At 33.9% G+C, this 21,591-nt stretch carries 22 protein-coding genes (1 of these 22 only partly in view); 12 read left to right on the forward strand and 10 right to left on the reverse strand.

The window, feature by feature from the left end:
• Positions 1-20: 20 nt before the first annotated feature.
• Positions 21-980 (forward strand): succinate--CoA ligase subunit alpha, encoded by a 960-nt coding sequence (sucD, locus tag TDSAC_RS03810; RefSeq protein WP_108308955.1) that lies wholly within the window; start codon positions 21-23, stop codon positions 978-980.
• Here the strand turns inward: sucD and hypE are convergent, their stop codons facing one another.
• The 3 genes from hypE to TDSAC_RS03825 are packed head-to-tail and all read right to left on the reverse strand — an operon-like array spanning position 981 to position 3,374.
• On the reverse strand, positions 981-1,991 hold the full coding sequence (gene hypE, locus TDSAC_RS03815; protein ID WP_108308956.1) for a hydrogenase expression/formation protein HypE: 1,011 nt from the start codon (positions 1,989-1,991) through the stop codon (positions 981-983).
• A gap of 47 nt (positions 1,992-2,038) precedes the next feature.
• On the reverse strand, positions 2,039-3,118 hold the full coding sequence (gene hypD / locus TDSAC_RS03820; RefSeq protein ID WP_108308957.1) for a hydrogenase formation protein HypD: 1,080 nt from the start codon (positions 3,116-3,118) through the stop codon (positions 2,039-2,041).
• Entirely contained in the window at positions 3,105-3,374 is a 270-nt protein-coding gene (locus tag TDSAC_RS03825) for a HypC/HybG/HupF family hydrogenase formation chaperone (RefSeq protein WP_108308958.1), read from the reverse strand. The genes hypD and TDSAC_RS03825 overlap by 14 nt, the downstream gene beginning before the upstream one ends.
• A gap of 141 nt (positions 3,375-3,515) precedes the next feature.
• On the opposite strand from TDSAC_RS03825, the gene TDSAC_RS03830 reads away from it, so the two are divergent.
• On the forward strand, positions 3,516-4,706 hold the full coding sequence (locus tag TDSAC_RS03830; RefSeq protein WP_108308959.1) for an aspartate aminotransferase family protein: 1,191 nt from the start codon (positions 3,516-3,518) through the stop codon (positions 4,704-4,706).
• A gap of 67 nt (positions 4,707-4,773) precedes the next feature.
• Here TDSAC_RS03830 and TDSAC_RS03835 read toward each other — a convergent pair whose 3' ends face one another.
• Entirely contained in the window at positions 4,774-5,943 is a 1,170-nt protein-coding gene (locus TDSAC_RS03835; RefSeq protein WP_108308960.1) for an aminotransferase-like domain-containing protein, read from the reverse strand.
• A 283-nt stretch (positions 5,944-6,226) separates the two neighbouring features.
• On the opposite strand from TDSAC_RS03835, the gene TDSAC_RS03840 reads away from it, so the two are divergent.
• Together TDSAC_RS03840 and TDSAC_RS03845 are read left to right on the forward strand one after the other, a co-directional pair.
• Complete coding sequence (locus TDSAC_RS03840; RefSeq protein ID WP_234405759.1) at positions 6,227-8,503, forward strand: ribonucleoside triphosphate reductase; 2,277 nt, start codon at positions 6,227-6,229, stop codon at positions 8,501-8,503.
• A 2-nt stretch (positions 8,504-8,505) separates the two neighbouring features.
• Positions 8,506-9,195: an anaerobic ribonucleoside-triphosphate reductase activating protein gene (locus TDSAC_RS03845; RefSeq protein WP_199919905.1), complete on the forward strand. Its 690-nt coding sequence runs from the start codon at positions 8,506-8,508 to the stop codon at positions 9,193-9,195.
• A 38-nt stretch (positions 9,196-9,233) separates the two neighbouring features.
• Here TDSAC_RS03845 and TDSAC_RS03850 read toward each other — a convergent pair whose 3' ends face one another.
• Together TDSAC_RS03850 and TDSAC_RS03855 are read right to left on the reverse strand one after the other, a co-directional pair.
• Positions 9,234-9,860 carry a LolA-like protein gene (locus TDSAC_RS03850; protein WP_108308962.1) on the reverse strand — a complete coding sequence of 209 codons (627 nt, stop codon included), beginning with the start codon at positions 9,858-9,860 and terminating at the stop codon, positions 9,234-9,236.
• A gap of 30 nt (positions 9,861-9,890) precedes the next feature.
• Entirely contained in the window at positions 9,891-10,478 is a 588-nt protein-coding gene (locus TDSAC_RS03855; protein WP_108308963.1) for a phospholipase D-like domain-containing protein, read from the reverse strand.
• A gap of 124 nt (positions 10,479-10,602) precedes the next feature.
• Here TDSAC_RS03855 and TDSAC_RS03860 point away from each other — a divergent pair, with 124 nt between their 5' ends.
• Positions 10,603-11,340, forward strand: a complete 738-nt coding sequence (locus TDSAC_RS03860; RefSeq protein WP_108308964.1) for a prepilin peptidase — start codon at positions 10,603-10,605, stop codon at positions 11,338-11,340.
• Here TDSAC_RS03860 and TDSAC_RS03865 read toward each other — a convergent pair.
• Positions 11,337-11,897, reverse strand: a complete 561-nt coding sequence (locus tag TDSAC_RS03865; protein ID WP_108308965.1) for a CPBP family intramembrane glutamic endopeptidase — start codon at positions 11,895-11,897, stop codon at positions 11,337-11,339. The genes TDSAC_RS03860 and TDSAC_RS03865 overlap by 4 nt on opposite strands.
• A gap of 84 nt (positions 11,898-11,981) precedes the next feature.
• Positions 11,982-13,433, reverse strand: coding sequence for an undecaprenyl-phosphate galactose phosphotransferase WbaP (wbaP, locus tag TDSAC_RS03870; protein ID WP_234405760.1), 1,452 nt, complete (start codon positions 13,431-13,433; stop codon positions 11,982-11,984).
• A gap of 191 nt (positions 13,434-13,624) precedes the next feature.
• On the opposite strand from wbaP, the gene TDSAC_RS03875 reads away from it, so the two are divergent.
• The 5 genes from TDSAC_RS03875 to TDSAC_RS03895 all read left to right on the forward strand — a co-directional run bounded on the left by TDSAC_RS03875 (position 13,625) and on the right by TDSAC_RS03895 (position 18,490).
• Entirely contained in the window at positions 13,625-14,206 is a 582-nt protein-coding gene (locus TDSAC_RS03875) for a LutC/YkgG family protein (protein ID WP_199919906.1), read from the forward strand.
• Complete coding sequence (gene ldhH, locus TDSAC_RS03880) at positions 14,206-16,365, forward strand: L-lactate dehydrogenase (quinone) large subunit LdhH (RefSeq protein ID WP_108308968.1); 2,160 nt, start codon at positions 14,206-14,208, stop codon at positions 16,363-16,365. The genes TDSAC_RS03875 and ldhH overlap by 1 nt, the downstream gene beginning before the upstream one ends.
• Positions 16,366-16,523: 158 nt before the next feature.
• The gene (locus TDSAC_RS03885) at positions 16,524-17,633 is read left to right on the forward strand and encodes a PDZ domain-containing protein (RefSeq protein WP_108308969.1); all 1,110 of its coding nucleotides are present in this window, start codon (positions 16,524-16,526) and stop codon (positions 17,631-17,633) included.
• Positions 17,634-17,658: 25 nt separating this feature from the next.
• Complete coding sequence (locus tag TDSAC_RS03890; protein WP_108308970.1) at positions 17,659-17,931, forward strand: hypothetical protein; 273 nt, start codon at positions 17,659-17,661, stop codon at positions 17,929-17,931.
• On the forward strand, positions 17,870-18,490 hold the full coding sequence (locus tag TDSAC_RS03895; protein WP_108308971.1) for a nucleotidyl transferase AbiEii/AbiGii toxin family protein: 621 nt from the start codon (positions 17,870-17,872) through the stop codon (positions 18,488-18,490). The genes TDSAC_RS03890 and TDSAC_RS03895 overlap by 62 nt, the downstream gene beginning before the upstream one ends.
• Here the strand turns inward: TDSAC_RS03895 and TDSAC_RS03900 are convergent.
• Positions 18,487-18,942 carry an Lrp/AsnC family transcriptional regulator gene (locus TDSAC_RS03900; RefSeq protein ID WP_108308972.1) on the reverse strand — a complete coding sequence of 152 codons (456 nt, stop codon included), beginning with the start codon at positions 18,940-18,942 and terminating at the stop codon, positions 18,487-18,489. The genes TDSAC_RS03895 and TDSAC_RS03900 overlap by 4 nt on opposite strands.
• 190 nt (positions 18,943-19,132) lie before the next feature.
• Between TDSAC_RS03900 and TDSAC_RS03905 the strand changes: the two genes are divergently transcribed.
• Positions 19,133-19,876: a sulfite exporter TauE/SafE family protein gene (locus TDSAC_RS03905; protein ID WP_422822123.1), complete on the forward strand. Its 744-nt coding sequence runs from the start codon at positions 19,133-19,135 to the stop codon at positions 19,874-19,876.
• A gap of 365 nt (positions 19,877-20,241) precedes the next feature.
• Here TDSAC_RS03905 and TDSAC_RS03910 read toward each other — a convergent pair whose 3' ends face one another.
• Entirely contained in the window at positions 20,242-20,625 is a 384-nt protein-coding gene (locus TDSAC_RS03910) for a hypothetical protein (protein ID WP_108308974.1), read from the reverse strand.
• Between the two features lie 325 nt (positions 20,626-20,950).
• Here TDSAC_RS03910 and TDSAC_RS03915 point away from each other — a divergent pair, with 325 nt between their 5' ends.
• Positions 20,951-21,591: the 5' portion of an NAD(P)-dependent oxidoreductase gene (locus TDSAC_RS03915; protein ID WP_267894116.1), read on the forward strand. It continues 226 nt past the right edge of the window; only the first 641 of its 867 coding nucleotides appear in the window; it begins with the start codon at positions 20,951-20,953; the stop codon falls past the right edge of the window.

Genomic DNA, 21,591 nt, shown 5'->3' on the forward strand with positions numbered 1-21,591 from the left:
CGTTTGTTGGAGGTGTCAATTTGAGTATTCTTTTAGATAAAAGAAGTAAAATTCTGGTACAGGGTATTACGGGCAGAGAAGGTTCTTTTCATGCAGAACAGATGTTAAACTACCCGAGCAAAGTCGTAGCAGGGGTTACTCCAAAAAAGGGCGGGACTTTATTTTTAGATAAAATACCAATTTTTGACTCTGTTGAAGAAGCAGTAAAAAAGACCGGCGCAAATGTTAGTGTAATTTTTGTTCCTCCATTTGCATGTCAGGATGCTATATTTGAAGCAATATTTGCGAAAATTAAATTAATAATATGCATTACAGAAGGCGTAAGTTTACATGAGATGGCAGATGTATATAGCTTTTTAAAAACAAAAAAAGATATAAGGCTAATTGGCCCTAATTGCCCAGGATTGATAGTGCCAGGTGTATGTAAAGCAGGAATTATGCCTGCAAATGCCTTTATGCCAGGTTCTGTAGGAATAGTATCAAGATCAGGCACACTCACTTATGAAATTTCTTATATGCTGACCTCCAATGGGATTGGTCAGTCCACTGTAGTTGGGATCGGTGGGGATCCTGTTATTGGTACAACATTTAAAGACATTCTCATGCTTTTTGAAAGAGATTCTCAAACTGAATTGGTATTTTTAATTGGGGAAATTGGCGGTACTGACGAAGAAGACGCATGTGAATTTATTAGAGAAATGACGAAGCCTGTTGTAGCTTTTATTTCTGGTGCAAGTGCGCCTGAAGGTAAGAGAATGGGACATGCGGGGGCAATTGTTTATGGAAAGATGGGTAGCGTCCAGAGCAAGATAGAAACCTTCAGATCGACAGGAGTGCTGGTAGCTGAAAGCATTGACGATCTTTTAAGTATTGCAAAAAGATCTCTAGGAGTGGTGAGAACTTCAAAAGAATCAAAGCAACACTTATTCGAATATTATATTTCGCAAATTGAAGGAAGAGATTTTAGCGGTAGATTTTGATTAACATATTCTGGGCAAGTTTTCACCTATTGGCATATCCAGGAATCTTTTGCCGCCTATCTTTGTGTTAAGAATAACTCTTCGTGATACCTTATTAGTTGCTGTGCCTATTATAGCAGCATCCTTTCCAAGTGGATGAGACTTTAGCATGTTTAGTAGTTCCTCAGCGATATCTGGAGAACATGCTATGAGCATCTTCCCTTCGCAAGTCATAGTAAACGGGTCAAGACCTAAAGGATCAAGAAGACCATAGATTTCATCCTTTATTGGGACCTTTGCTTCATCTACTTCAATGCAAATATTTGAAGATGAAGCAAACTCGTTTAAGACTGTAGAAAGGCCTCCTCTTGTGGGATCCCTCATTGCGTGTATTTCGTTTTGAAACCTTTCTACTGCAGGTAAAATAAGCTTGTCAAGGCAGGCGCAGTCGCTTTTTATGTTTGACTTTAGGGGAAAATCTTCTCTAGCAAGCATAATAGCGCAGCCGTGATCAGCAATAGTTCCTGTAATGATGAAAACGTCGTTTTCTTTGATATTTCTAGAGTTAATTGATAAAGTAGATTTTTTTTGTCCTACACCGGATACGCTTAAGTAAACTCCATCTCCTTGCCCTTTGGGGACTACTTTTGTGTCTCCTGCAACAACCTTTACGTTGCATTCATCTGATGCTTTTTTAATTTCATTAGCAAGTTCTTTAATTAGACTAATTTCGACTCCTTCTTCTATTATCCATCCTAGAGTTAGATAAAGAGGTTTTGACCCCATAGCTACTAGGTCATTGATAGTACCGTATATAGCAAGTAGCGAAAGATTTCCACCAGGAAAAAAGATTGGCTTTACTAGATGAACATCAGTGCAAAAGGTAAGTTCGTTTTCTCTACCTGAAAAATCTAAAACTGCAGCATCATCAAACTTTAAAGGCTTTTCTAGATATATTGAGAAAACATTTTCAATTAATTCTGAGGTAAGTCTCCCACCCGCTCCATGCGCAAGCGTAATTATATTCGACATTAGTTTCCTCCCATATCAATGATTTGGTGTTAAAAGGTATTTTTTATTTATATTTTTCCATACTTATAATGAGCTGCACATGAACCTTCGGTAGATACCATGCATGGACCTACTGGCCTAATAGGAGTACAAGCTTTTCCAAAGAGTGGGCATTCATATGGTTCTATTAATCCCTGTAGAACTTCTCCACACCTGCAGCCTGGTGGATCGGGGCTTTTTTTACTTTTGAGATTAAATTTCGTTTTGGCACAAAATTTTTTATATTCATCTCTAAATCCTAGCCCACTATTTGGTATTGTTCCCATGCCTCTCCACTCAGCGTCTTCAGTAACGAATACTTCGTTTATAAAATTCATGGCGTTAACGTTTCCTTCATCCTTTACTGCTCTGCTATAGTTGTTTACTACTTTTGGTTGATTGTCTTTTTGCATTTTTAGTAACTCTAATATAGCTGAAAGTATATCAACTGGATCAAATCCTGCTACCACTCCACCCTTATTAAATTTTTTTAAGATACCCCTATAAGGTTTTGTCCCGATTACAGTACTTACGTGGCCAGGATAAATGAAGCCATCAATTTTTGGATTTGTAGATAGGAGTGCATCAAGCGCTGGAGGAACAACTTTGTGGAATGAGAGAACACTGAAGTTATCAATATTTTGTTCTTTTGCTTTTTTTATAGTAGCTGCTATCGTTGGAGCTGTTGTTTCAAAGCCTATTCCGAGGAAAATAACTTCAGTTTCGGGATGCTCTGCAGCATACTTCAAGGCATCTAAAGGTCCATAAACGACCTCTACATGTTTGCCTTCAGATCTTGCTTGAGCTAGATTTGACTTTGATCCAGGGACTTTTAGCATATCACCAAAAGTTGTTATACAGATATTTGGGATCGAAGCAGCTAAAATAGCAAGATCACAGTCACCCTGCGATGTTACGCAAACTGGACAACCAGGTCCTGAAATGTGTTTGATGTTTTTGGGAAGTAGAAATTTAATTCCAGATCTTAAGATACTTACTGTATGTGTTCCGCAAACCTCCATAAAGGTATATGGAAAATCAAATTCTTTTATTTGATCTAATATTTTTTGTGATATTTCTGGAGATTTGAACTCATCAAGCCAATTCAATGCTTTTTTCCTCAACTAATTTTGGTTCTTTTTTTTCGGGAGACAAATCTTCAAGTTCTTTCCATAGTTTTAAGGCTTCAAGTGCTGATTCTTCATCAAGAATCTCCATTGCAAATCCTGCATGCACCAGTACATAATCTCCTACTTTAACTTCTGGTAGAAAAGCTGTACAGGCCTTGGTTTCTGTTCCCATATAATCGACAGTAGCCATGTCGTTTTCGATCGATTTGACTTTCATTGGAACAGCTAAACACATAATGTCCTCCTAAAATTACTAATATATACTTATTTTTATAAGTAACAACTATTATTCTACTACACTAATTAGTGTTAAATCAACAGTAATATTTTAACTTTATTGTATAATTATTAAATCAAATAATCAAAGAGGTGTGTTATGAAATCTGAAGAGTGGATAGAGCTGGAACACAAGGTTCATTTGCAAACTTATAAAAGATATCCTGTAGTTTTGGCAAGCGGTGAGGGGGTGTATTTAAAAGACATTGAGGACAAGAAATATCTTGATTTTATAGGAGGTATATCAGTTTGTTCTCTTGGTCACTCTCATCCAGAAATTGCAGAAATTCTTCATAAACAAGCTCATACACTGATTCATGCAAGCAATTTATTTTATCACCCAAATCAAATCCTTCTTGCAAAGAAATTAGTAGACCTTTCTGGTCTGGGAAAGGTATTTTTCTGTAATTCTGGGGCAGAAGCAAATGAAGGTGCTCTAAAGATAGCTAGAGCTTACCACTTTTCTAAAGGCATTCCTGAAAAGAATAAATTTCTTGCTTTTGAAGGTTCATTTCATGGCAGAACCTTTGGTGCACTTTCTGTGACAGGTCAAGAGAAATATCAGGAGCCATTTAGGCCACTTGTGCCTGGTGTAGTTTTTGGGCCTATGGACAATCTGGATAAATTTTTAGATATATTAGAAAATGAAGAGAATTTAGCGGCTGTAATAATGGAAACAATGCCTGTTGAGGGTATGGGCATTTTCGTTTTGCCAAAAAAATTCGTAAAGAGAGTCAGAGAAATATGCGATCAAAAGGATATTCTACTTATCTTAGATGAAGTGCAAGCAGGCATAGCGAGAACTGGAAAGATGTTTTGTTATGAACACTATGAAATAACTCCTGATATTGTCAGCCTTGCAAAGGGACTGGGTACAGGTGTTCCTATTGGTGCAGTATTAGCGAGGGATAGCGTAGCATCGCATTTGAAATATGGACAACACGCTACTACTTTTGGAGGATCCCCTTTAATTTGCTCTGTTAGCTTAAAAGTTCTTGAGATTATAGAAAGAGATAAAATTGTTGAACATGTGGCAAAATTGGGAAAGTTGGCCGATGAAGTTTTTGACAAATGGTTGAAAGAAGGATTACTAAAGGATTATAGAGGAATGGGCCTTCTTTGGGGGATCGATCCTGTGAAAAAGACAGAAGAAGTTTTTAATAGAGCGTTTGAATTAGGCCTTTTTGTTAATATGTTGGGGACTGATACCTTGAGAATTGCTCCACCTTTGATTATTTCAAATGAGGAATTTGAAAAGGGTTTGAATATTCTTGAGATAGCTTTAAAATAGATATATAGACAATAAAAAACACACCCTCTTTATAATTTCTTCGAGGGTGTGTTTTAAAATTCTAAGATTAGAAAATCTCTGATAATCTCTTGATGCCGACCTCTATCATATCGTTTTGTGCATTAGAAAAATTTAATCTCATTGTGTTTTCTCCGCCACCATTGGCATAGAAGCAAAATCCCGGAACGTATGCTACGTTTTTTTCAATAGCTTTAGTAAACAATTCTTTAGTATTATATTTTTCCTGTAATTGAACCCAGATAAATAATCCGCCCTCAGGTTTGGTCCAATCAGATCCCTCTGGAAAATATTTTTCTATAGCATCTAACATCAATTTGCATCTTTCACCATAAATCTTCTTTATTTTTGGGATTTGGATGTCAAGAATGTTATTTTTACATAACTCATAAACTACCATGTGAATAAAAGGACTGGAGCAAAGATCTGTGCCTTGCTTTGCTTCAACTAATTTTATCATTATATTATCTGGTGCTACTATCCAGCCAATTCTTACGCCGGGAGATAAAACTTTTGAAAAGGTGCCCAGATAAATTACGTTATCGTTAGTATCAAATGATTTTATAGGACTAAGGCTTTCTCCTGTATATCTTAAATCTCCGTAAGGGTCGTCTTCAATTATTAAAGTGCCTGTTTTGTTTGCAACTTCAATCACTTCTTTTCTTCTATCAAGTGACAATGTAACCCCTGCTGGATTGTGAAAATTTGGTAAAAGATAAACAAATTTTGGGTTGTATTTTTTTACTTTCTCTTCCAAAAAATTTGTTAAGGTGCCATTTTTATCTATTGGTATGGTAATGAATTTTGTTTCATAGGCTGTAAATGCCTGTATTGCTCCAAGATATGAAGGTTCTTCTAAAAGAATATGATCACCAGGATCGCACATTACCTTTGCTATCAGGTCAAGTGCTTGCTGAGATCCGTTGGTTAAAAGTATATTTTTTGCATTACATTTTATGCCCTTTTTTGAAAGATATGAAGCTAAAAATTCTCTTAGAGGAGGATATCCTTCGGTAATTGTATACTGCAGGGCCTGTATCCCATTATCTTTAAGAACCTTGTTTGATGCTTCTCTGAACTCTTCAACTGGAAAAGTTTCTGGACCTGGTAACCCACCAGCAAAGGATATTAAATCCTTTTTAGCTGTAAGTTTTAAAAGTTCTCTTATAACGGAGCTTTCAAATAAATTTGTTCTTTTTGCCATCCTTTCATTCCACATTTAAAAACCTCCACCTGTTTATTTGGTATTTCTTTATACCCGATGGTAATAGTCAAATCAATAGATACATGACTTTATTATATTAGAAATTTTATAAAAAGGTAATTTTTTGTAATTAATATAATTTATTGCAGTTATATATATTATATAAATAAATGTTTTATATACTTATTTTGGGAAACATAGAGAAAACCGTATTGACAAACTATATATAGTGTGACAAACTATATATAGTTATTACTTGAGTTTATTTTTTAAAAATTTAGAAAGAAGGGGTAGGAAGATGAAATGTCCTTATTGTGATTCGAACGATTCTAAAGTTATCGACACTCGATTTGTAGAAGAAAGTGGTGTTATAAGAAGGAAGAGAGAATGCCTTTCTTGTGGGAAGAGGTTTGTTACCCATGAAATTTACGAAGAGGGTTCGAAAAAAAATATAGATAACAATTCTGATGAAACTGTAATACTTTCTCCTGAATATGTAAAAAAGAGAGATGGCAGGGTTGTACCATTTGATATCTTTAGAATTGAAAGGGCAATTGCAAAAGCTTTCAAAGCTGTTGGAGAACACCTTGGTGCAGAAAAGGAATTAGCAGCTAGGGTTTCTAAGAAATTATATCGTCAATATAGAGAACAAGAAGTAGTAGATATTGAAAGGATTCAAGACGTTGTAGAAGAGGTCTTGATAGAAAATGGTTTTGCAAAAGTTGCAAAGGCTTATATTCTTTATAGAAGAAAGAGACAGGAAGCTAGAGAAAATCTTTCTTGTGCTGTGGATATAGAGCACATAATTCAAGACTATCTTCATCAGGAAGATTGGAGAACAAATGAAAACTCTAATACTACATACTCTTATCCGGGTTTAGTTCTTCACGCTGCTGGATCGGTCATGGCACATTATACTTTGAATCGTATTTATCCTGATGAAGTAAAAGATGCTCACGTAAACGCAGATATGCATATTCACGATCTGTCCTATGGTATTACAGCTTATTGTGCAGGTTGGTCTCTGGAAGATCTTCTAAGAGAAGGGTTTGGAGGTGTTCCGGGTAAAGTCGCAGCAGGTCCAGCAAAACATCTCTCTGCTCTTACCGGGCAAATGGTTAATTTTCTTGGTACAATGCAGATGGAATTTGCAGGTGCACAGGCATTTAATTCTGTAGATACATTTCTTGCACCTTTTGTAAGGGCTGATGATCTGGATTATAAGAATGTAAAACAGATAATTCAGCAGATGGTTTTTGCAATGAATGTGCCTTCCAGATGGGGATCTCAACCTCCTTTTATTAACTTTACTTTTGATTGGACTGTTCCAGAAGACATGATGAACAGGCCTGTTATAATAGGAGGGAAAGAGTGCCCTGAATATGGCACTTACGGCGATTATCAGAAAGAAATGGATATGATAAATAGAGCATACATAGAAGTAATGCTGGAAGGCGATTATGATGGAAGAATATTTTCATTCCCAATTCCTACATACAACATTACTAATAACTTTCCCTGGGAAAGCGAGAATACAGATCTATTATTTGATTTAACGGCAAAATATGGCGTTCCATATTTTCAAAATTTTATAAACTCTGATCTTAAGCCTTCAGATATTAGAAGCATGTGTTGTAGACTACAGCTAGATCTAAAAGAACTCAGGAAAAGGTGTGGAGGACTTTTTGGTTCTGGAGATAAAACTGGATCAATAGGTGTAGTAACTATCAATCTGCCTAGGATTGGATATCTTTCTAAGAGCGAAAGCGAATTTTTTGCAAGACTTGATAAGGTTATGAACCTTGCAAAAACTTCTCTTGAGATAAAGAGAAAGGTAGTGGAAAGAAATCTTAAGAATGGCTTGTTGCCGTATACCAGAAGATATCTAGGCTCATTTTCTAATCACTTTTCTACAATTGGCCTTGTAGGGATGAATGAAGCTTGCTTAAATTTCTTGGGAGCATCTATTGCTACCGAGAAGGGGAAGAGTTTTGCTATCAAAGTTCTAAAACATATGAGAGAAAAATTAGCTAGCTATCAAGAAGAGACTGGTAATTTATATAATTTGGAGGCCACTCCTGCAGAAGGAACATCTTATAGACTTGCAAGGCATGACAAGAAAAAATATCCTGATATTATTACCTCAGGAGAAAGTGAACCGTATTATACGAATTCAACTCATTTACCGGTAAATTATACAGAAGATCCGTTTGAGGTAATGGATCACCAGGAGGAATTACAAAAGCTTTATACAGGAGGCACAGTTATTCACACATTTTTGCCAGAGTCTCCTACTCCTGAAGCTGCAAAACAATTTATAAAGAAGGCATTTGAAAATTACTCTTTCCCTTATCTTACGCTTACGCCTACCTTTTCTATATGTCCAACCCATGGATATATTGCAGGAGAACACTTTGTTTGTCCAAAGTGCAATCAAGAAACAGAGGTATATTCAAGGGTGGTAGGGTATTATAGACCTGTAAGGATGTGGAACAAGGGAAAGAAAGAAGAGTTTAGAAATAGAGTAGAGTATGATATTAACAAATATTCTATTCATAGATTGGTAGTAAGATAAATTTGTTTAAAGGGTGGATTAAACTCTCTTTTATAGATTATCCTGATAAGCTTTCTACTGTTCTTTTTACTGAAGGCTGTAACTTTAGATGTCCATATTGTCATAATTTTGATCTTGTTTTGCCCAACAACTTAGAGGTTATTAACATTGAAAAAATTCTAAATTTTCTTGAAAAAAGAAAAAGAAAAATAGATGCAGTGGTTATATCTGGTGGAGAGCCCTTCCTACACGGTAAAGAATTAGAGGATTTTGTAAAGAAAGCTAGGATAATGGATTTTTTAATTAAAATTGATACAAATGGTTCTTTTCCTGAAAAGGTTTTTGATTGGGACAGAAGAGGTCTGGTGGATTTTTGGGCAGTTGATTTTAAGGTACCATTTGAAAAATATGATTTGGTACAGGGGAATGGAGAAAAAACGAAAATTACCATTCGTTATCTATTAGAAAAGGATACTCCCTCAACTTATGAACTTCGCACTACGATTTTTCCAAGATTTCATAGTATTGAAGTTTTAACGAAGATGCTATTTGAGATTGAAGGAGCTACTATGTGGTATTGGCAAAATTTTAGAAATGACAGAACGCTTGATGAAAGTGCGGCTTTGGTTGAGCCTTATAGCAAAGACTTATTGAACGAGTGGAAAAGTAGATTGGATGTATTTAAAAAAGTTGGCAAGATTATAATTAGATAGTTTTTATCTACAATTCAGGGTGTTATGCCCTGAATTGTTTATTTTGGAACGCCGTTTATTGTGTATGTCCAGGAAGGAATTTCAAACGTAGATGAGGGGATTTCTCTTCCAACAGAGATGTCGGTAATTACGACAGTTGTATCTCCTTTGGGGGATTGGATGTATATTTTTCTTATCCATGAAGTATAGTCCTCTATCCAGACAGTAAAATTTAGATTCTCTCTGCTAAACGTATATACATGACAGGGCCCAATATTTAGCGTATCAGTTCCCTCTAGTGTAGCTGATGATGCAATTTGACCCCCTTCTGTAGGGAAGAATAGATAATTAAAAGTTCTATCGGCATATTTTTCAAGATCTTTTCTTGACATTAAGTACGCTATATGAAGGAGATGAGAGTTAAAAAAGTACTGGTTATCTGCAACATTTATCACAGCGCTGCCGTCTCCGATAATAAATGGTCCGTCAACTCTAACTTTATCTTTAGTTGCCCATACCTGAAAGGTCCCATTTATTCTGTATCCTGAAATTTGTAAAACGAACGTCTGAGGTTCAATAGAGTCAAGCACAGAGATGACCCTGTTTACATCAGCATAAGAACTGTTTCCTGATGATAATACAATGGGTAAAACAAAAAGTAAAAAAAAGAATTTTAAAAATTTCATTTTTCCTCCTGAATTTTAATGTGGTGCAACTTAAAGTGTAAGGTTTCTAAAATTCATATTGTCATTCCACATTTTATTAAAATAGTCCTCACATTTTTTTGCGAAAGCTGGATCTTTTATAACCACAAACATTTCATCATTAGTATCAGTTGCAGATTTTGTATAATTGTAGCTTCCTGTAGTGGCTATAGAATCGTCTATTATACTCATTTTTAGATGCATAAGCCCGGTATGGGTATTTACTTTAACAGGAATTTTATCAATTAAAAGAGTATTAACGGCGTGTTTCATTACATTGTTATTTGCTTGCTCTCTGTCAACTATTACCCTTACTTCAACACCTCTTTTTTTGGCATTAGTCAACGCTTTTAAAATTTCTGGTTGTGTAAAACTGTATATTGCAACATCAATCTTTTTCTTTGCACTGTTATAAAGGTTAACTAGAACTGGTACAGGATTCTCATTTTCTCTTGGAAATAATAATTCAACCGACTTTGAGCTTATTTCTTTTTTTGGTTGTGCTGGGGGATTGATATTCCCATTAGTTACAGGATTGTTGCAACCTGATAAAATAAAAACAAAAAGTAAAGGGAATAAAATGCTTGCTATTCTTTTCATTTTTTTCTCCTAAAATTTATATAACTAAATTTTTTAGCAACTTTTAAATTATAATATCTAATTATATTTTTTGCTAATTAAAGAAAAATTAGACTTTTTTTAGCTTTTTTGGAGGTATTTATTTATGGAGTTTGCTTTTGTTGTTATTTGCGGTGCTGTGTTTGGCAGCTTTTTAAATATGCTCATTTATAGACTTCCCAGAGAACAGTCAATACTACGTCCGCCATCTCGATGTCCTAAGTGTGGCAATTCTCTAAAATGGTATATGAATATTCCTATTTTGTCATATATATTTTTAGGTGGAAAATGTTTTTATTGTAAAGAGACCATACCAATAAGATATCTGATAGTAGAAATTCTAGAAGTTATGATTTTTTTAGTATGTTATTTGGATTGGGGGATTAGTTTGGAGTTTCTTTTACATGCCTGGTTTTTTACCGCTTCGCTTGGGATATTTTTTACTGATCTTGAAACTCTTTTGATCCCAGATTCCTTTTCCTTGCTATCTTTGATTCCTGCTATTGGGATTGCTGCTCTTCGAGGTAATCTTATAGAGTCATTTATTGTCGCTGCTGGAGTATTTTTACTCTTTTATGGGGTTTCTATAGTTACAAATGGTGGGATGGGGGGAGGAGATACAAAATATTCTATCTCAATGTCTTGCTTTTTAGGAGTGTTTCATTCCTTTTTTGGTTTTTTTATGGCATTTTTCCTTGGTAGTATAATTGGTATTGTTTTTAGGATCCTTGGTATTATTAAGAGGGGTGAACCTATACCCTTTGGTCCATTTTTAGTGCTTGGCTGTATAATTTCATATGGATTTGGAGATTATTTTATCCGTTTATATCTTTCTTTATTCTAAAGCCTATTAGGATCAAGCCAGTAGTTTGCAATACCAATGCAAAATTTTACAGAAAAGTGAGCTATTATGGGAGCTGTGATAGTGTTTGTATAGTTATACAAAAGTCCAAAGCAAAGTCCTAAAAATGCAAGGTACATTGCATTTGCCATGCCTTTGTTGGTCCATTCTGACATGTGAAACAATCCAAATACTAAAGCAGCAAAAGGGACGTCGAAAAGTCTTTGTAAAAGACCTCTAAAAAAGATTTCTTCGCAGAATGAAGACAGCATAGCAAGATAGAAAATTTCAAGTGCCCCAATATCTCTGAATACAAAAGATTGTATTTGATTTCCCATATCTTTAATAAAATCAAATTTTCTGCCAAGAAAGTATGTAAGAATAAAAAGAGAACCGCCTATGGTTGTGGAAATAAATATTACTGTTTTAGTTGTACTGAAGTAAATTGGTTGATCAAGAAATCTAAGAGCAAGAATTGCAACTATTGCAAACATTAGTTCGCTAACAGTTAGTAGGAGAATCTTTAATTCTTCTGATTTTTCTATATCATTATGATCCATAACAAAATTATATTTTACTATATAATAAATTTAACTGTTAACATAAAAACTATTTTTTTGTAGAGTTTTTTATTTCAAAAATAATTAATATGCTCCTTCTCTTTTAATTACTGCTGAAAAGGTTTTAAATAATATTTCTAAATCAAGCCATACAGACCAATTTAAAATGTACCATACGTCAATGTTTAACCTCTCATTGAAATTAAGCTCACTTCTGCCAGAAATCTGCCACAAACCTGTGATCCCTGGGACCGTGAGAAATATTGTTTCTTTATAGTCTTGCATTTCATAAACTTCGGAAAATAAGTATGGTCTTGGACCCACAAGACTCATTTCACCTTTTATGACATTAAAAATTTGAGGGAGTTCATCAAGAGAAGTTTTTCTAAGAAATCTGCCAAATTTTGTAACTCTTGGATCAAAGCCTTTAATTTTTTTAAACTTTTGCCATTCTAATTTTTTCTCAGGGTATTTATTAAGATAGTCATTTAATACCTCGTCAGAATTTAATACCATCGATCTGAATTTTATACACTTGAATGGTTTGCCGTGTTTTCCAACGCGCTCTTGAATAAAAAATACAGGTCCTTTTGAATCTCTTTTTATTAATAAAGCTATTATAATTATAATAGGTATGATTAACCACGATGCAGCCAAACACAATGCTAAATCAAATAGTCTTTTTATAATCTGATTAATTTTGGATTTTAAATTGTTCTTTATGCTGATTAAAAATAATCTTTGATCAAAGAGAGTTAATAATTCAGAATTTAGAAGCGCAACTCCTTTGAAATCCGGGACTACTATGACCTTATTTACCAATAGTTGTACTTTGCCAACAAGTTTCGAAGATGATTGAGCATCAAGAGATGGTATAGCTATTATAATAGTCGAAATACTTAATTTTTTCACAAATTTTTTAAAGTGAACGATGCCGCCGAAAACTTTATAGTTTTTGCCGCATATTTCTAGCAAATTTCCCCATTTTTCCCTGTCGTCATCCAAAAAACCTACCAGATGATATCCTAAATATTTATCGCTTATCAAACCAGAAGCGCTATCTTTTGCGGTTTTTCCTGCTCCTAAAAATAGTATTCTCTCTTTAAAAAAATCAAAGTTGAACAAAGTTAATTTTACTGCGAGTCTTATCAGAGGGAACAAGAAAAGGCTAATTAGCCAAAATAGTATAAGTACACCTCTTGAAACCTCATCAAGAAGCTTCCCTAAAGATACCATAGCAAATATCAAAACTGAATTTAAAGTAAGAATCTTAATTAAGTTTGATGCCTCAATCCAAAAAGGCAATCTTTTTGTGTAAAGGTTTGTTGCCCATATAAGGACTATTGTTATAGTAGGCATCCACCACATTTTTATGAAAGAAGAAAATGGAAATGACATAGGAACAAGTTTTCCAGGTAAAAGGTAGAAAAGAATATATCTAATCTCATAAGCCAAAAATAAACTTAGATAAAAGGAGAAAAGATCTGCAAACATTAAAATTATTATTAGTATAATGTTACCTTTAAAAATTTTCATAAGAATATTATAAACCCTACATAAAACAATCATAAATTTTACATATTTTACATATTATATATATATAATCTGATTCGGGAAAGATAACTGGAATACCAATGTTATACAATTCTGAACTTTTCAATAATTTAAATTATACAATTTTATAAATTTGGTTTTACAATATATTAAATATGTTTTTGGAGGTATTTATGCAAACAGTTTTGTGGGATGAAAAGTTTAGCGGGAAGGTTGAGAAAGGTTCTTTTGAAGATTTTAAAAGGAGAGCTGAAGCAGTTTCTTCTGAGGTTTATATCACAAACTTAAAGGATACAAAAAAAATTTTCCAAGAGATTTTTAAAAGAGAAAATGTTAAAAATATTATTGCTTTTAAATCGGATCTAATTGATAGACTTGAAATTGATAAGATTACAAAAGATATGAATATAAATTTATATTTCGAAGGTGGAAAGAAAGAAGCAGGTATTGCTGATGTTGGTATTTCTGAAATGGAATGTGCGCTTGCTGAAACAGGATCTGTTATAGAGTGGTCATATCCTGTTTGGAAGAGATTAGTTTCTGCAATGCCAAACGTTCATATAGCTCTTGTGAAATCAGACAGGATTGTAAAGGATTTTGAATCGCTATTTGAAATTTTCGGAGAAAAGTTTGAGAGTGGTCATATAAGTTTTATTACAGGACCTAGTAGGACTGCAGATATTGAAAGAGTTTTAACTATTGGCGTGCATGGACCCAGCAAGTTGGTAGTAATTTTTGTTGAGGAGGAAAAATAATGATTACTAAAGAGCTTAAAGATAAGATAAAAGATAAATTAAAGGATACTGTCCAAAGAAAAAATTTGGGAACTTTTTCCGAAGTATATCCAGGAGCACGCGCGAAGGCTTTCGAAGGATATGACATAGAGGATTTGCGCGAACAAGTTGCTAATATTAAAAAAAACGTAGTTAAAAATTTAGATAAATTAGCTGATCAGTTTCAGCGAGAAGCAGAAAAAAGGGGTGCTATATTTTACCGAGCAAAAACGGACAAAGACGTTATCGACTACATTATGAAACTTTGCAGAGAGAAAGATGTCAAACTGGTAGTAAAGAGCAAGTCTATGGTGTCTGAAGAGGTAGAGCTAAATGAGGCTTTTAAAAAAGAAGGAATAGAGTCTCAGGAAACTGATTTGGGTGAGTGGATAATTCAGATTGCAGGGCATAAACCCTCACACATGGTTATGCCTGCTATACACTTAAATAGACAACAGGTAGCCGATTACTTTTCTAAGGAATTAGGAAAGGATATAGAGCCAGATATACCCTTTTTGGTTCATACAGCAAGGGTTCAGCTCAGAGAAAAGTTTTTGAAAGCTGATATGGGTATATCAGGAGCAAACATTGCAGTAGCAGAAAATGGATCTCTTTTCATAGTAACAAATGAGGGCAATGGAAGGCTTACTGCTACTTTGCCAAGAATTCACGTTATATTAGTTGGTTATGAGAAGCTAGTAGAAAAAATGTCAGATGTTATACCTATTTTGAGAGTTCTGCCAAGAAATGCAACCGCTCAAGTTCTAACAAGCTATGTAAACTTAATTTCTGGACCATCAGAGGCAATAGTTGAAAATTCTGATGGTTCGTTTTCAGTACAGAAAAAAGAATTGCATATAATTTTAGTAGATCACGGAAGGCTGGATATGGCAAAAGATCCAGTTTTTAAAGAACTTTATCAATGTATAAGGTGTGCTGCCTGTACTAACGTATGTCCTGTGTATGCGCTTTTGGGTGGTCATGTATATGGCCATGTTTATAGTGGCGGTATTGGTGCTCTTTTGAATTCATTCATTGGCAGCAAAAATACTGCAGATCAGATTCAAGAGCTTTGCCTTACTTGTGGAAGGTGTACTGAGGTGTGTGCTGGTAAGATAAATATCCCTGAACTCATAGTAGAGATGAGAAAAAGGAGCGTAAAAAAAGCTGGTTTGCCTACACTACCCAAAGTGGTATTTCAAAATATTATGTCAAATAGGCAGCTTTTCCATAGTGTGTTAAGAATGGCGAGTCTTGCCCAAAAGCCCTTTAAGAATGGAGCGTTTATTAGAAACTTACCCATGTTTTTGTCAGGATACACAAAGGATAGGTCTTTGCCCGCTATTGTGGAAGTACCTTTTAGAGAAAGGTTTAAGGGGTTGAAATTAAAAAGGGAAACAAAAAAGCAAAAAATAGCATTTTTTAGTGGTTGTCTAATTGATTTTGCTTATCCTGAGATTGGGGAAGCGGTAGTCGAGAGCCTTAATTGTGCAGGTTTTAAAGTGAACTTTCCTCAAGGTCAGACATGTTGCGGTACGCCTATGTTCTTAATGGGGGACCTTGAAAGTGCTAAAAAGGTTGCTATGCAAAATCTTGATGCTATGCAAAAGGAAAATCCAGATTTCATAGTTTTAGCCTGTCCGACTGGTGTAGAGATGTGGGAGAGATACCCAGAATTGATGAAGGATAGTCAAAGATACTATGAGATTGCTGTAAAGTTTAGTAAGAGAATAAAAGAATATACTTCGTATATCAATGAGCTTTGTGAAAAGGGAGAAATGAAATTAAAATCTCTCAAAGGAAAGGGTCTTGTAACGTATCATGATTCCTGTCATCTGAAAAGGGTTTTGGGGATCTTTGAAGAACCAAGAAATATAATAAACAAAACAGGAATAGATTTTGTAGAAATGAAGCACTGTGATCAGTGTTGTGGTATGGCTGGATCATATTCAGTTAAATTTCCAGAGATCTCAGGAGAGTTAGCCGATCAAAAGCACAAGGATATAATGGAATCAAAGGCAGATATTGTGCTAGCTGGATGCCCAGCTTGCGTTCTTCAAATTAAGGGCTTAATCGATAAAAAGGGTGGAAATGTGAAAGTAAGGCACATTGCTGAGTTGATAAAAGAAGCTCTTAAATAAAGAGCAACACAGCTTATCCGATGGACAGCACAATTTAAAATGCTGTCCATTTTTTATTGTTAGTTCTATACCATATTAAAAATTAATTATATATTATTTGTATTTTTTATAGTTCTATGCTAATATTCTATCTTAACCAGTTTTAAGGAGGGTGTTAAATGAGGGCTAAGATTTTAATTTTTTTATTTGCATTTTTAATGATTTTTTCGAGTGTATCCTTTGCTGTAGAACTAAATTCAAAAGATTTGCAATGGGAACCAAAATGGTATAAACCTCAGGTTTTAAGTTCTGTTGAATTAGCAAAATCTATTCTTACAAACCTAATGGCTTCTCAGAAATTTTCAACATGGCTGGGATATATTCCTACAAAGATTGATGCTGATAAATACGGTCTAAGAGTTTTTGGAGTATATGGCGATCAGCAGGAGACTTCTGTTATAAATCTTACTGAGGTCAGGGATGCGTTTATTTATTACTTACCTAATCTTGATAGGGATTTTAAATGGTGCGTAGTGGTAGTTCTATCTCATCAGGATCCAAGCTTCCAATATTTCAGGACTCAAGATTTAGAGACTGCTCAAAAACTTAGCGATGTAATAAGTACATTTGCTTTAGCAGCTGGGTCTAAGTTGTATACACCTACTGGTATTGATTATTTTGTAGATGAAAAAAAGATGGATAAATTAAAAAAAGATACTTGCTGGAGTGAAAATTATGGTGCATTTGTAGAGAGTGTCGAGAGCACTTCGCCTGCTGATACAGCAGGCTTTAAGCCAAATGATATTATTACAGAAGTCAATGGTGAAAAAGTGAAAGACAATATGGGTTTTGTTGGACTTATCCAGAATGGTGTGGAGGGAAAGGAGAGTGCACAGTTTAATGTAAAGGTTTATAGAAACAAGACCTTTTTAAATCTTTCTATGACAGTACCAAACTTTAATTATGGAAAAGAGAAATTAGTATCAGATACAAATCAACAAAAACCTCAAATTTTAAGCAAAGCCAGTCTTGGCATAGACGTAAAATCAATTTCATACTCAACTGATACTGGAGAGACTTATAATGGCTTGAAGGTATTAAACATAAAGCCAAATAGTTTGGCAGAGGAGTCAGGAATAAAGGTAGGAGATATAATTTTAGAGATTAATGATAAAGCAGTGAGAGATATACCTTCTATGGCAAATGTTATTTCTAATGAGATTCCAGTTAAGTTTAAAGTTTTGCGAAACGGCGAAATTCTTGCGCTTGATGCTGCACAGAGCTTTTAGAAATATTGTGCTAAAATCATGTTAAATGAGCAAGAAGATTAATGAAAAAATTTATAGGTGGGATGGAATAAATTCTGATCAAGAAATACTAATCAGAAAGATGCTTTATGCTGATCCAGGAGATATTTTATCTAAATATAGTGAAGGCATTTTAAAAGACGTTTTTTTGAGAAATATTCATCGATTTAAAAAGAAAAATAGAAGTTTTTGGAAATTAATTTTAGGAGTATCAGACGATGAAGTTGACGAGGCAGCAGCTAAGTGCTTTAGAAGTAGTTCTGAATTATGGGATAGATGAGGGCTTTTACCTGGCAGGTGGGACTGCTATTACAATAAAGTATAATCACAGGCATTCTGAAGACTTTGATTTTTTTACTATTCCAGGTTTTAATTTTGATATTTTAAGGCTTACCAAAAAAATTGACAGGCTAAACGTATGTTGGTTGGAAAATATCAAAGATACTGCAATTTTTGAAGTTTTTAATGTTAAATTTTCTTTTTTTGAATTTCCTTATCCATTAATTAAAAAATTAGATTATGATGAGAATTTAAAAATTTCACTTGCCTCAGATGTAGACATAGCTTGTATGAAAGCATTGGCAATTACACAAAGAGGAAGCAAAAAGGATTTTTTTGATTTATGGTATCTAATGAAGAAAAATTTTTGGGATCTATGTATCTTAAAAGAGTTTTTAAGAATAAAGTATAAAAATTTTAATTTTGGTATTTTTTTAAAAGCTTTAACATATTTTGAAGATGCTAATAAAGAAAATTTTGTTGACATTGATCCAAAGTGGGATGCTATAAAAGATTTTTTTCAAACAAGCGTAAAAAACAAAAACTGGGTAAAGTTCTAAATTAAAATTGATCCTCTTTCTTTGAATCTTTTGATTATAATTTCTGATCTTAAGCTTTTCACTCCATCAATTGTTTTCAAACTTTCAATAAAATTGCTTGTATGAGTTTGATCTTCAAATAGGGCGTGAACGTGTAGGTGCGGAAAAGAACTCATCTGGTATATATTAGTTATTTCTTCCTTCTTCAATAATTCTTCAACTACTTTATTAATTTTGGGCCACTCTACTTCAATCTCAAAATACATTGAAATATTTCTTCCAGCCTTTAGCGGATTAATTATTATGGTAAACCTATCAATTATTCCATTTTCTATAAGCTTATTTACTCTATCCCTTACTGCAGCTCTTGTGAGGTTTAACTTTCTACCAAGCTCTGCATTACTTAGTCGTCCATTTTCCAAGAGATGTTTTAAGATTTGTCTGTCTACTTCGTCTAAGCTTTTAAAATGCATCCTTACTCCTCGTTTATGATCTTATTACTTTTATAAAGATTATTCTAACAGAAATTTTGCTTCGATTATAATTTCTTAGTCTATTTCTACAAAGTAAAATAAAATTATTTATATTGACTACAATGTATAAATTATATTATACTTATGGTAAAATTAAGTTAAAAATTAAAGGTGGTATGTTAATATTTTTATCTATTTAATATTATTTGTGGTATCTTTTTTTGCAGGTATTCAAAATGCCCTTGCAGGTGGAGGTTCATTTTTAACTCTGCCAACTCTTATGTTTACTGGATTAAATGCAAGGACCGCAAACATAACATCAACTATAGCTCTTTTTCCTGGTCAAATTACTACAGGACTTGCTGGTAAAAAACACGTTTCAGATTTACCTCGTATTTCTTTTAAGATGTTGTTTTTAATTAGCTTGGTTGGCGGAATAATTGGGGCATTTTTATTAATTAAGACACCTGTAAAAATCTTTGAATATCTTGTGCCGTGGCTGGTCCTTTTTGCTACACTTGTTTTTATCTGGGGGAGTTATTTCAGAAAAAATACTGAATCACAATCTTATATGTCTCCAATGAAAACTGTTTTTTTACAATTTATAATAGCAATTTATGGAGGATATTTCGGGGGAGGAATTGGTATTTTGATGCTTGCTACCCTTACTCTTTCTGGACTTGCCGTGAGAAATGCAGGGGCTACAAAGAACGTTTTGGCTGCTGTGATGAACGCATCGGCGGTGGCAGTGTTTCTCTTTTCAAAGGATATTGCTTGGACCCAGGCAATAGTAGCATCTATAGGTGCTATAATTGGCGGTCAGGTTGGTGCATATGCGCTTCACAGGGTAAACGAAAAACTACTTAGGGTTTTTATAATAGTTTTAGGGTTAGCTCTTGCAGTAGGGTTGTTTTTAAAAGCAGGTAATATATAACTGCTAAAGTTTAGGTGTCAAACAAAAGCTTTCAAGTTCCAAGGCTATCTACTAAATTGTTTAATTTATATGCTCTTTTTTGAGATTTTCTAAACTTTTATTAAGTACGTTCTTATCGCTCAGTTCGTTTAATAGTTTTTCGGTAATTTTATGTAAAGCTACACGATTGGTTTTAATATCCTTAAATGTCTTAAAATTTTTATATTTCTCAATGTTGGAGTAATACCACAAGAATTCTTTCCTTCATATTTTCTATCATGCTTAAAACAACGCCAAATGTGCTGGCAAGATTGGACAATATTTCAATCTTTCTGGTAGTAAAAAAGCCTACTTCGTCAGAATAAATGCTCAGTATTCCTGAGATTTTATCGTTTGGTAAGATTGGAAAATACTGCGGTAGATTTTAGGCTATATTTCCTGGCATTTTCATGTACATATTCGCATCTTTTGTCTGATAAAGGATCGTTAGCTATTAGAGGTTTTCTTTCTTTAATTACACTCAATGATGTTTGGAGCATTCTCTTTTTATATTCTTTGCTCTGGTTTATGTATTCAGAAGCTGGGTCATAGGGTTTGGAAAATAGAATATCGTCATTTTTTATTATTCTGAACCAGATAAGCTTAAGTTTAAAATCTACAGCAATAGTTTTAAGAAGTTTTTCAATTAGAACTTCTGGATTATTAATATTTTGCAGAAAAATTTCATTTGTTTTGGTAATTATTTCGAAAAAATTATTTTTTTCTGTCATAATAATACCATGATTATATTTAAATTTTTAATCAAATGCCAAATAATTTGATTTTATAAATTTATAATATTTATATTACATCAAGGTTGTTATAAATTCACTAATTACAACAGATATGACTTTGTTGTTAATAAAGAGAAAAGCAATACATTTAAACGCAAACAACACCTCTCTTGTGATATAACCATATACCCAATCAACTAGCTGTATGTATTTGACTTTGAAATAATTTTGAAAAGACATTTTGAGGGTAAATAAAGATAAATTTAAAAAAGTAAATTTGAGTTCTTTTGTTATAAAATTAAGTGTATATAAATTATTGGAGGTGAATGTTGTGAATATTGGTTTTATAGGGCTTGGAATTATGGGTTCTGGAATGGCAAATAATTTATTAAAATCAGGGTTTAGTATGTATGTCTTTAACCGTACAAGAGAAAAGGCAAAAGAATTAGAAAATAATGGGGCTAAATTTTGCAGCACTCCAAAAGAGCTTGCCGAGAAAAGTGACTTGATTTTTATGATGTTAACCGATGTGAAAGCTTGTAGGGCTGTGAGTGAGGGTAAAGAAGGATTTTTAGAAATTTTAGGAAAGGGAAAAATTGTAGTGAACTTTAGCACAGTTCATCCAAATTATTCTTTAGAGCTGCGCAACATGGTTAAAGAAAAGGGCGCTTTATTTTTAGAGTCTCCTGTTTTAGGTAGCAAGATTCCTGCCCAAAAGGGCGAACTTGTAATTCTCGCTGCTGGCGATAAAGAGGCTTTTGAAGCGTGTACAAACTCATTTGAAAAGATTTCAAAGAAGACAATATACTTGGGCGATGTTCCGAAGGCATCCTATGTGAAGGTCGTGAACAACGAGGCTTTCGCTACTTCTTTGACAGCTTATCTTGAAGGCTTAGCTTTTGCCAAAAAGATAGGCCTAGATCCTGAGATGGTATTTAACATATTGAATGCTGGCGCTCTTGC

The sequence above is a fragment of the Thermodesulfobium acidiphilum genome (assembly GCF_003057965.1).
In the GTDB taxonomy this organism is placed as follows: Bacteria; Thermodesulfobiota; Thermodesulfobiia; order Thermodesulfobiales; family Thermodesulfobiaceae; genus Thermodesulfobium; species Thermodesulfobium acidiphilum.

Excerpts from the sequence above, each read along its gene's own strand:
- TDSAC_RS03875 (WP_199919906.1), top strand. The coding sequence starts at position 13,625 with ATGCAAACAGTTTTGTGGGATGAAAAGTTTAGCGGGAAGGTTGAGAAA.
- TDSAC_RS03855 (WP_108308963.1), bottom strand. The coding sequence starts at position 10,478 with ATGAAAAGAATAGCAAGCATTTTATTCCCTTTACTTTTTGTTTTTATT.
- ldhH (WP_108308968.1), top strand. The coding sequence starts at position 14,206 with ATGATTACTAAAGAGCTTAAAGATAAGATAAAAGATAAATTAAAGGAT.
- TDSAC_RS03865 (WP_108308965.1), bottom strand. The coding sequence starts at position 11,897 with ATGGATCATAATGATATAGAAAAATCAGAAGAATTAAAGATTCTCCTA.
- wbaP (WP_234405760.1), bottom strand. The coding sequence starts at position 13,433 with ATGAAAATTTTTAAAGGTAACATTATACTAATAATAATTTTAATGTTT.
- TDSAC_RS03895 (WP_108308971.1), top strand. The coding sequence starts at position 17,870 with ATGAAGTTGACGAGGCAGCAGCTAAGTGCTTTAGAAGTAGTTCTGAAT.
- TDSAC_RS03830 (WP_108308959.1), top strand. The coding sequence starts at position 3,516 with ATGAAATCTGAAGAGTGGATAGAGCTGGAACACAAGGTTCATTTGCAA.
- TDSAC_RS03825 (WP_108308958.1), bottom strand. The coding sequence starts at position 3,374 with ATGTGTTTAGCTGTTCCAATGAAAGTCAAATCGATCGAAAACGACATG.
- TDSAC_RS03860 (WP_108308964.1), top strand. The coding sequence starts at position 10,603 with ATGGAGTTTGCTTTTGTTGTTATTTGCGGTGCTGTGTTTGGCAGCTTT.
- TDSAC_RS03910 (WP_108308974.1), bottom strand. The coding sequence starts at position 20,625 with ATGACAGAAAAAAATAATTTTTTCGAAATAATTACCAAAACAAATGAA.
- TDSAC_RS03890 (WP_108308970.1), top strand. The coding sequence starts at position 17,659 with ATGAGCAAGAAGATTAATGAAAAAATTTATAGGTGGGATGGAATAAAT.
- TDSAC_RS03835 (WP_108308960.1), bottom strand. The coding sequence starts at position 5,943 with ATGTGGAATGAAAGGATGGCAAAAAGAACAAATTTATTTGAAAGCTCC.
- TDSAC_RS03900 (WP_108308972.1), bottom strand. The coding sequence starts at position 18,942 with ATGCATTTTAAAAGCTTAGACGAAGTAGACAGACAAATCTTAAAACAT.
- TDSAC_RS03850 (WP_108308962.1), bottom strand. The coding sequence starts at position 9,860 with ATGAAATTTTTAAAATTCTTTTTTTTACTTTTTGTTTTACCCATTGTA.
- TDSAC_RS03840 (WP_234405759.1), top strand. The coding sequence starts at position 6,227 with ATGAAATGTCCTTATTGTGATTCGAACGATTCTAAAGTTATCGACACT.
- TDSAC_RS03885 (WP_108308969.1), top strand. The coding sequence starts at position 16,524 with ATGAGGGCTAAGATTTTAATTTTTTTATTTGCATTTTTAATGATTTTT.
- hypE (WP_108308956.1), bottom strand. The coding sequence starts at position 1,991 with ATGTCGAATATAATTACGCTTGCGCATGGAGCGGGTGGGAGACTTACC.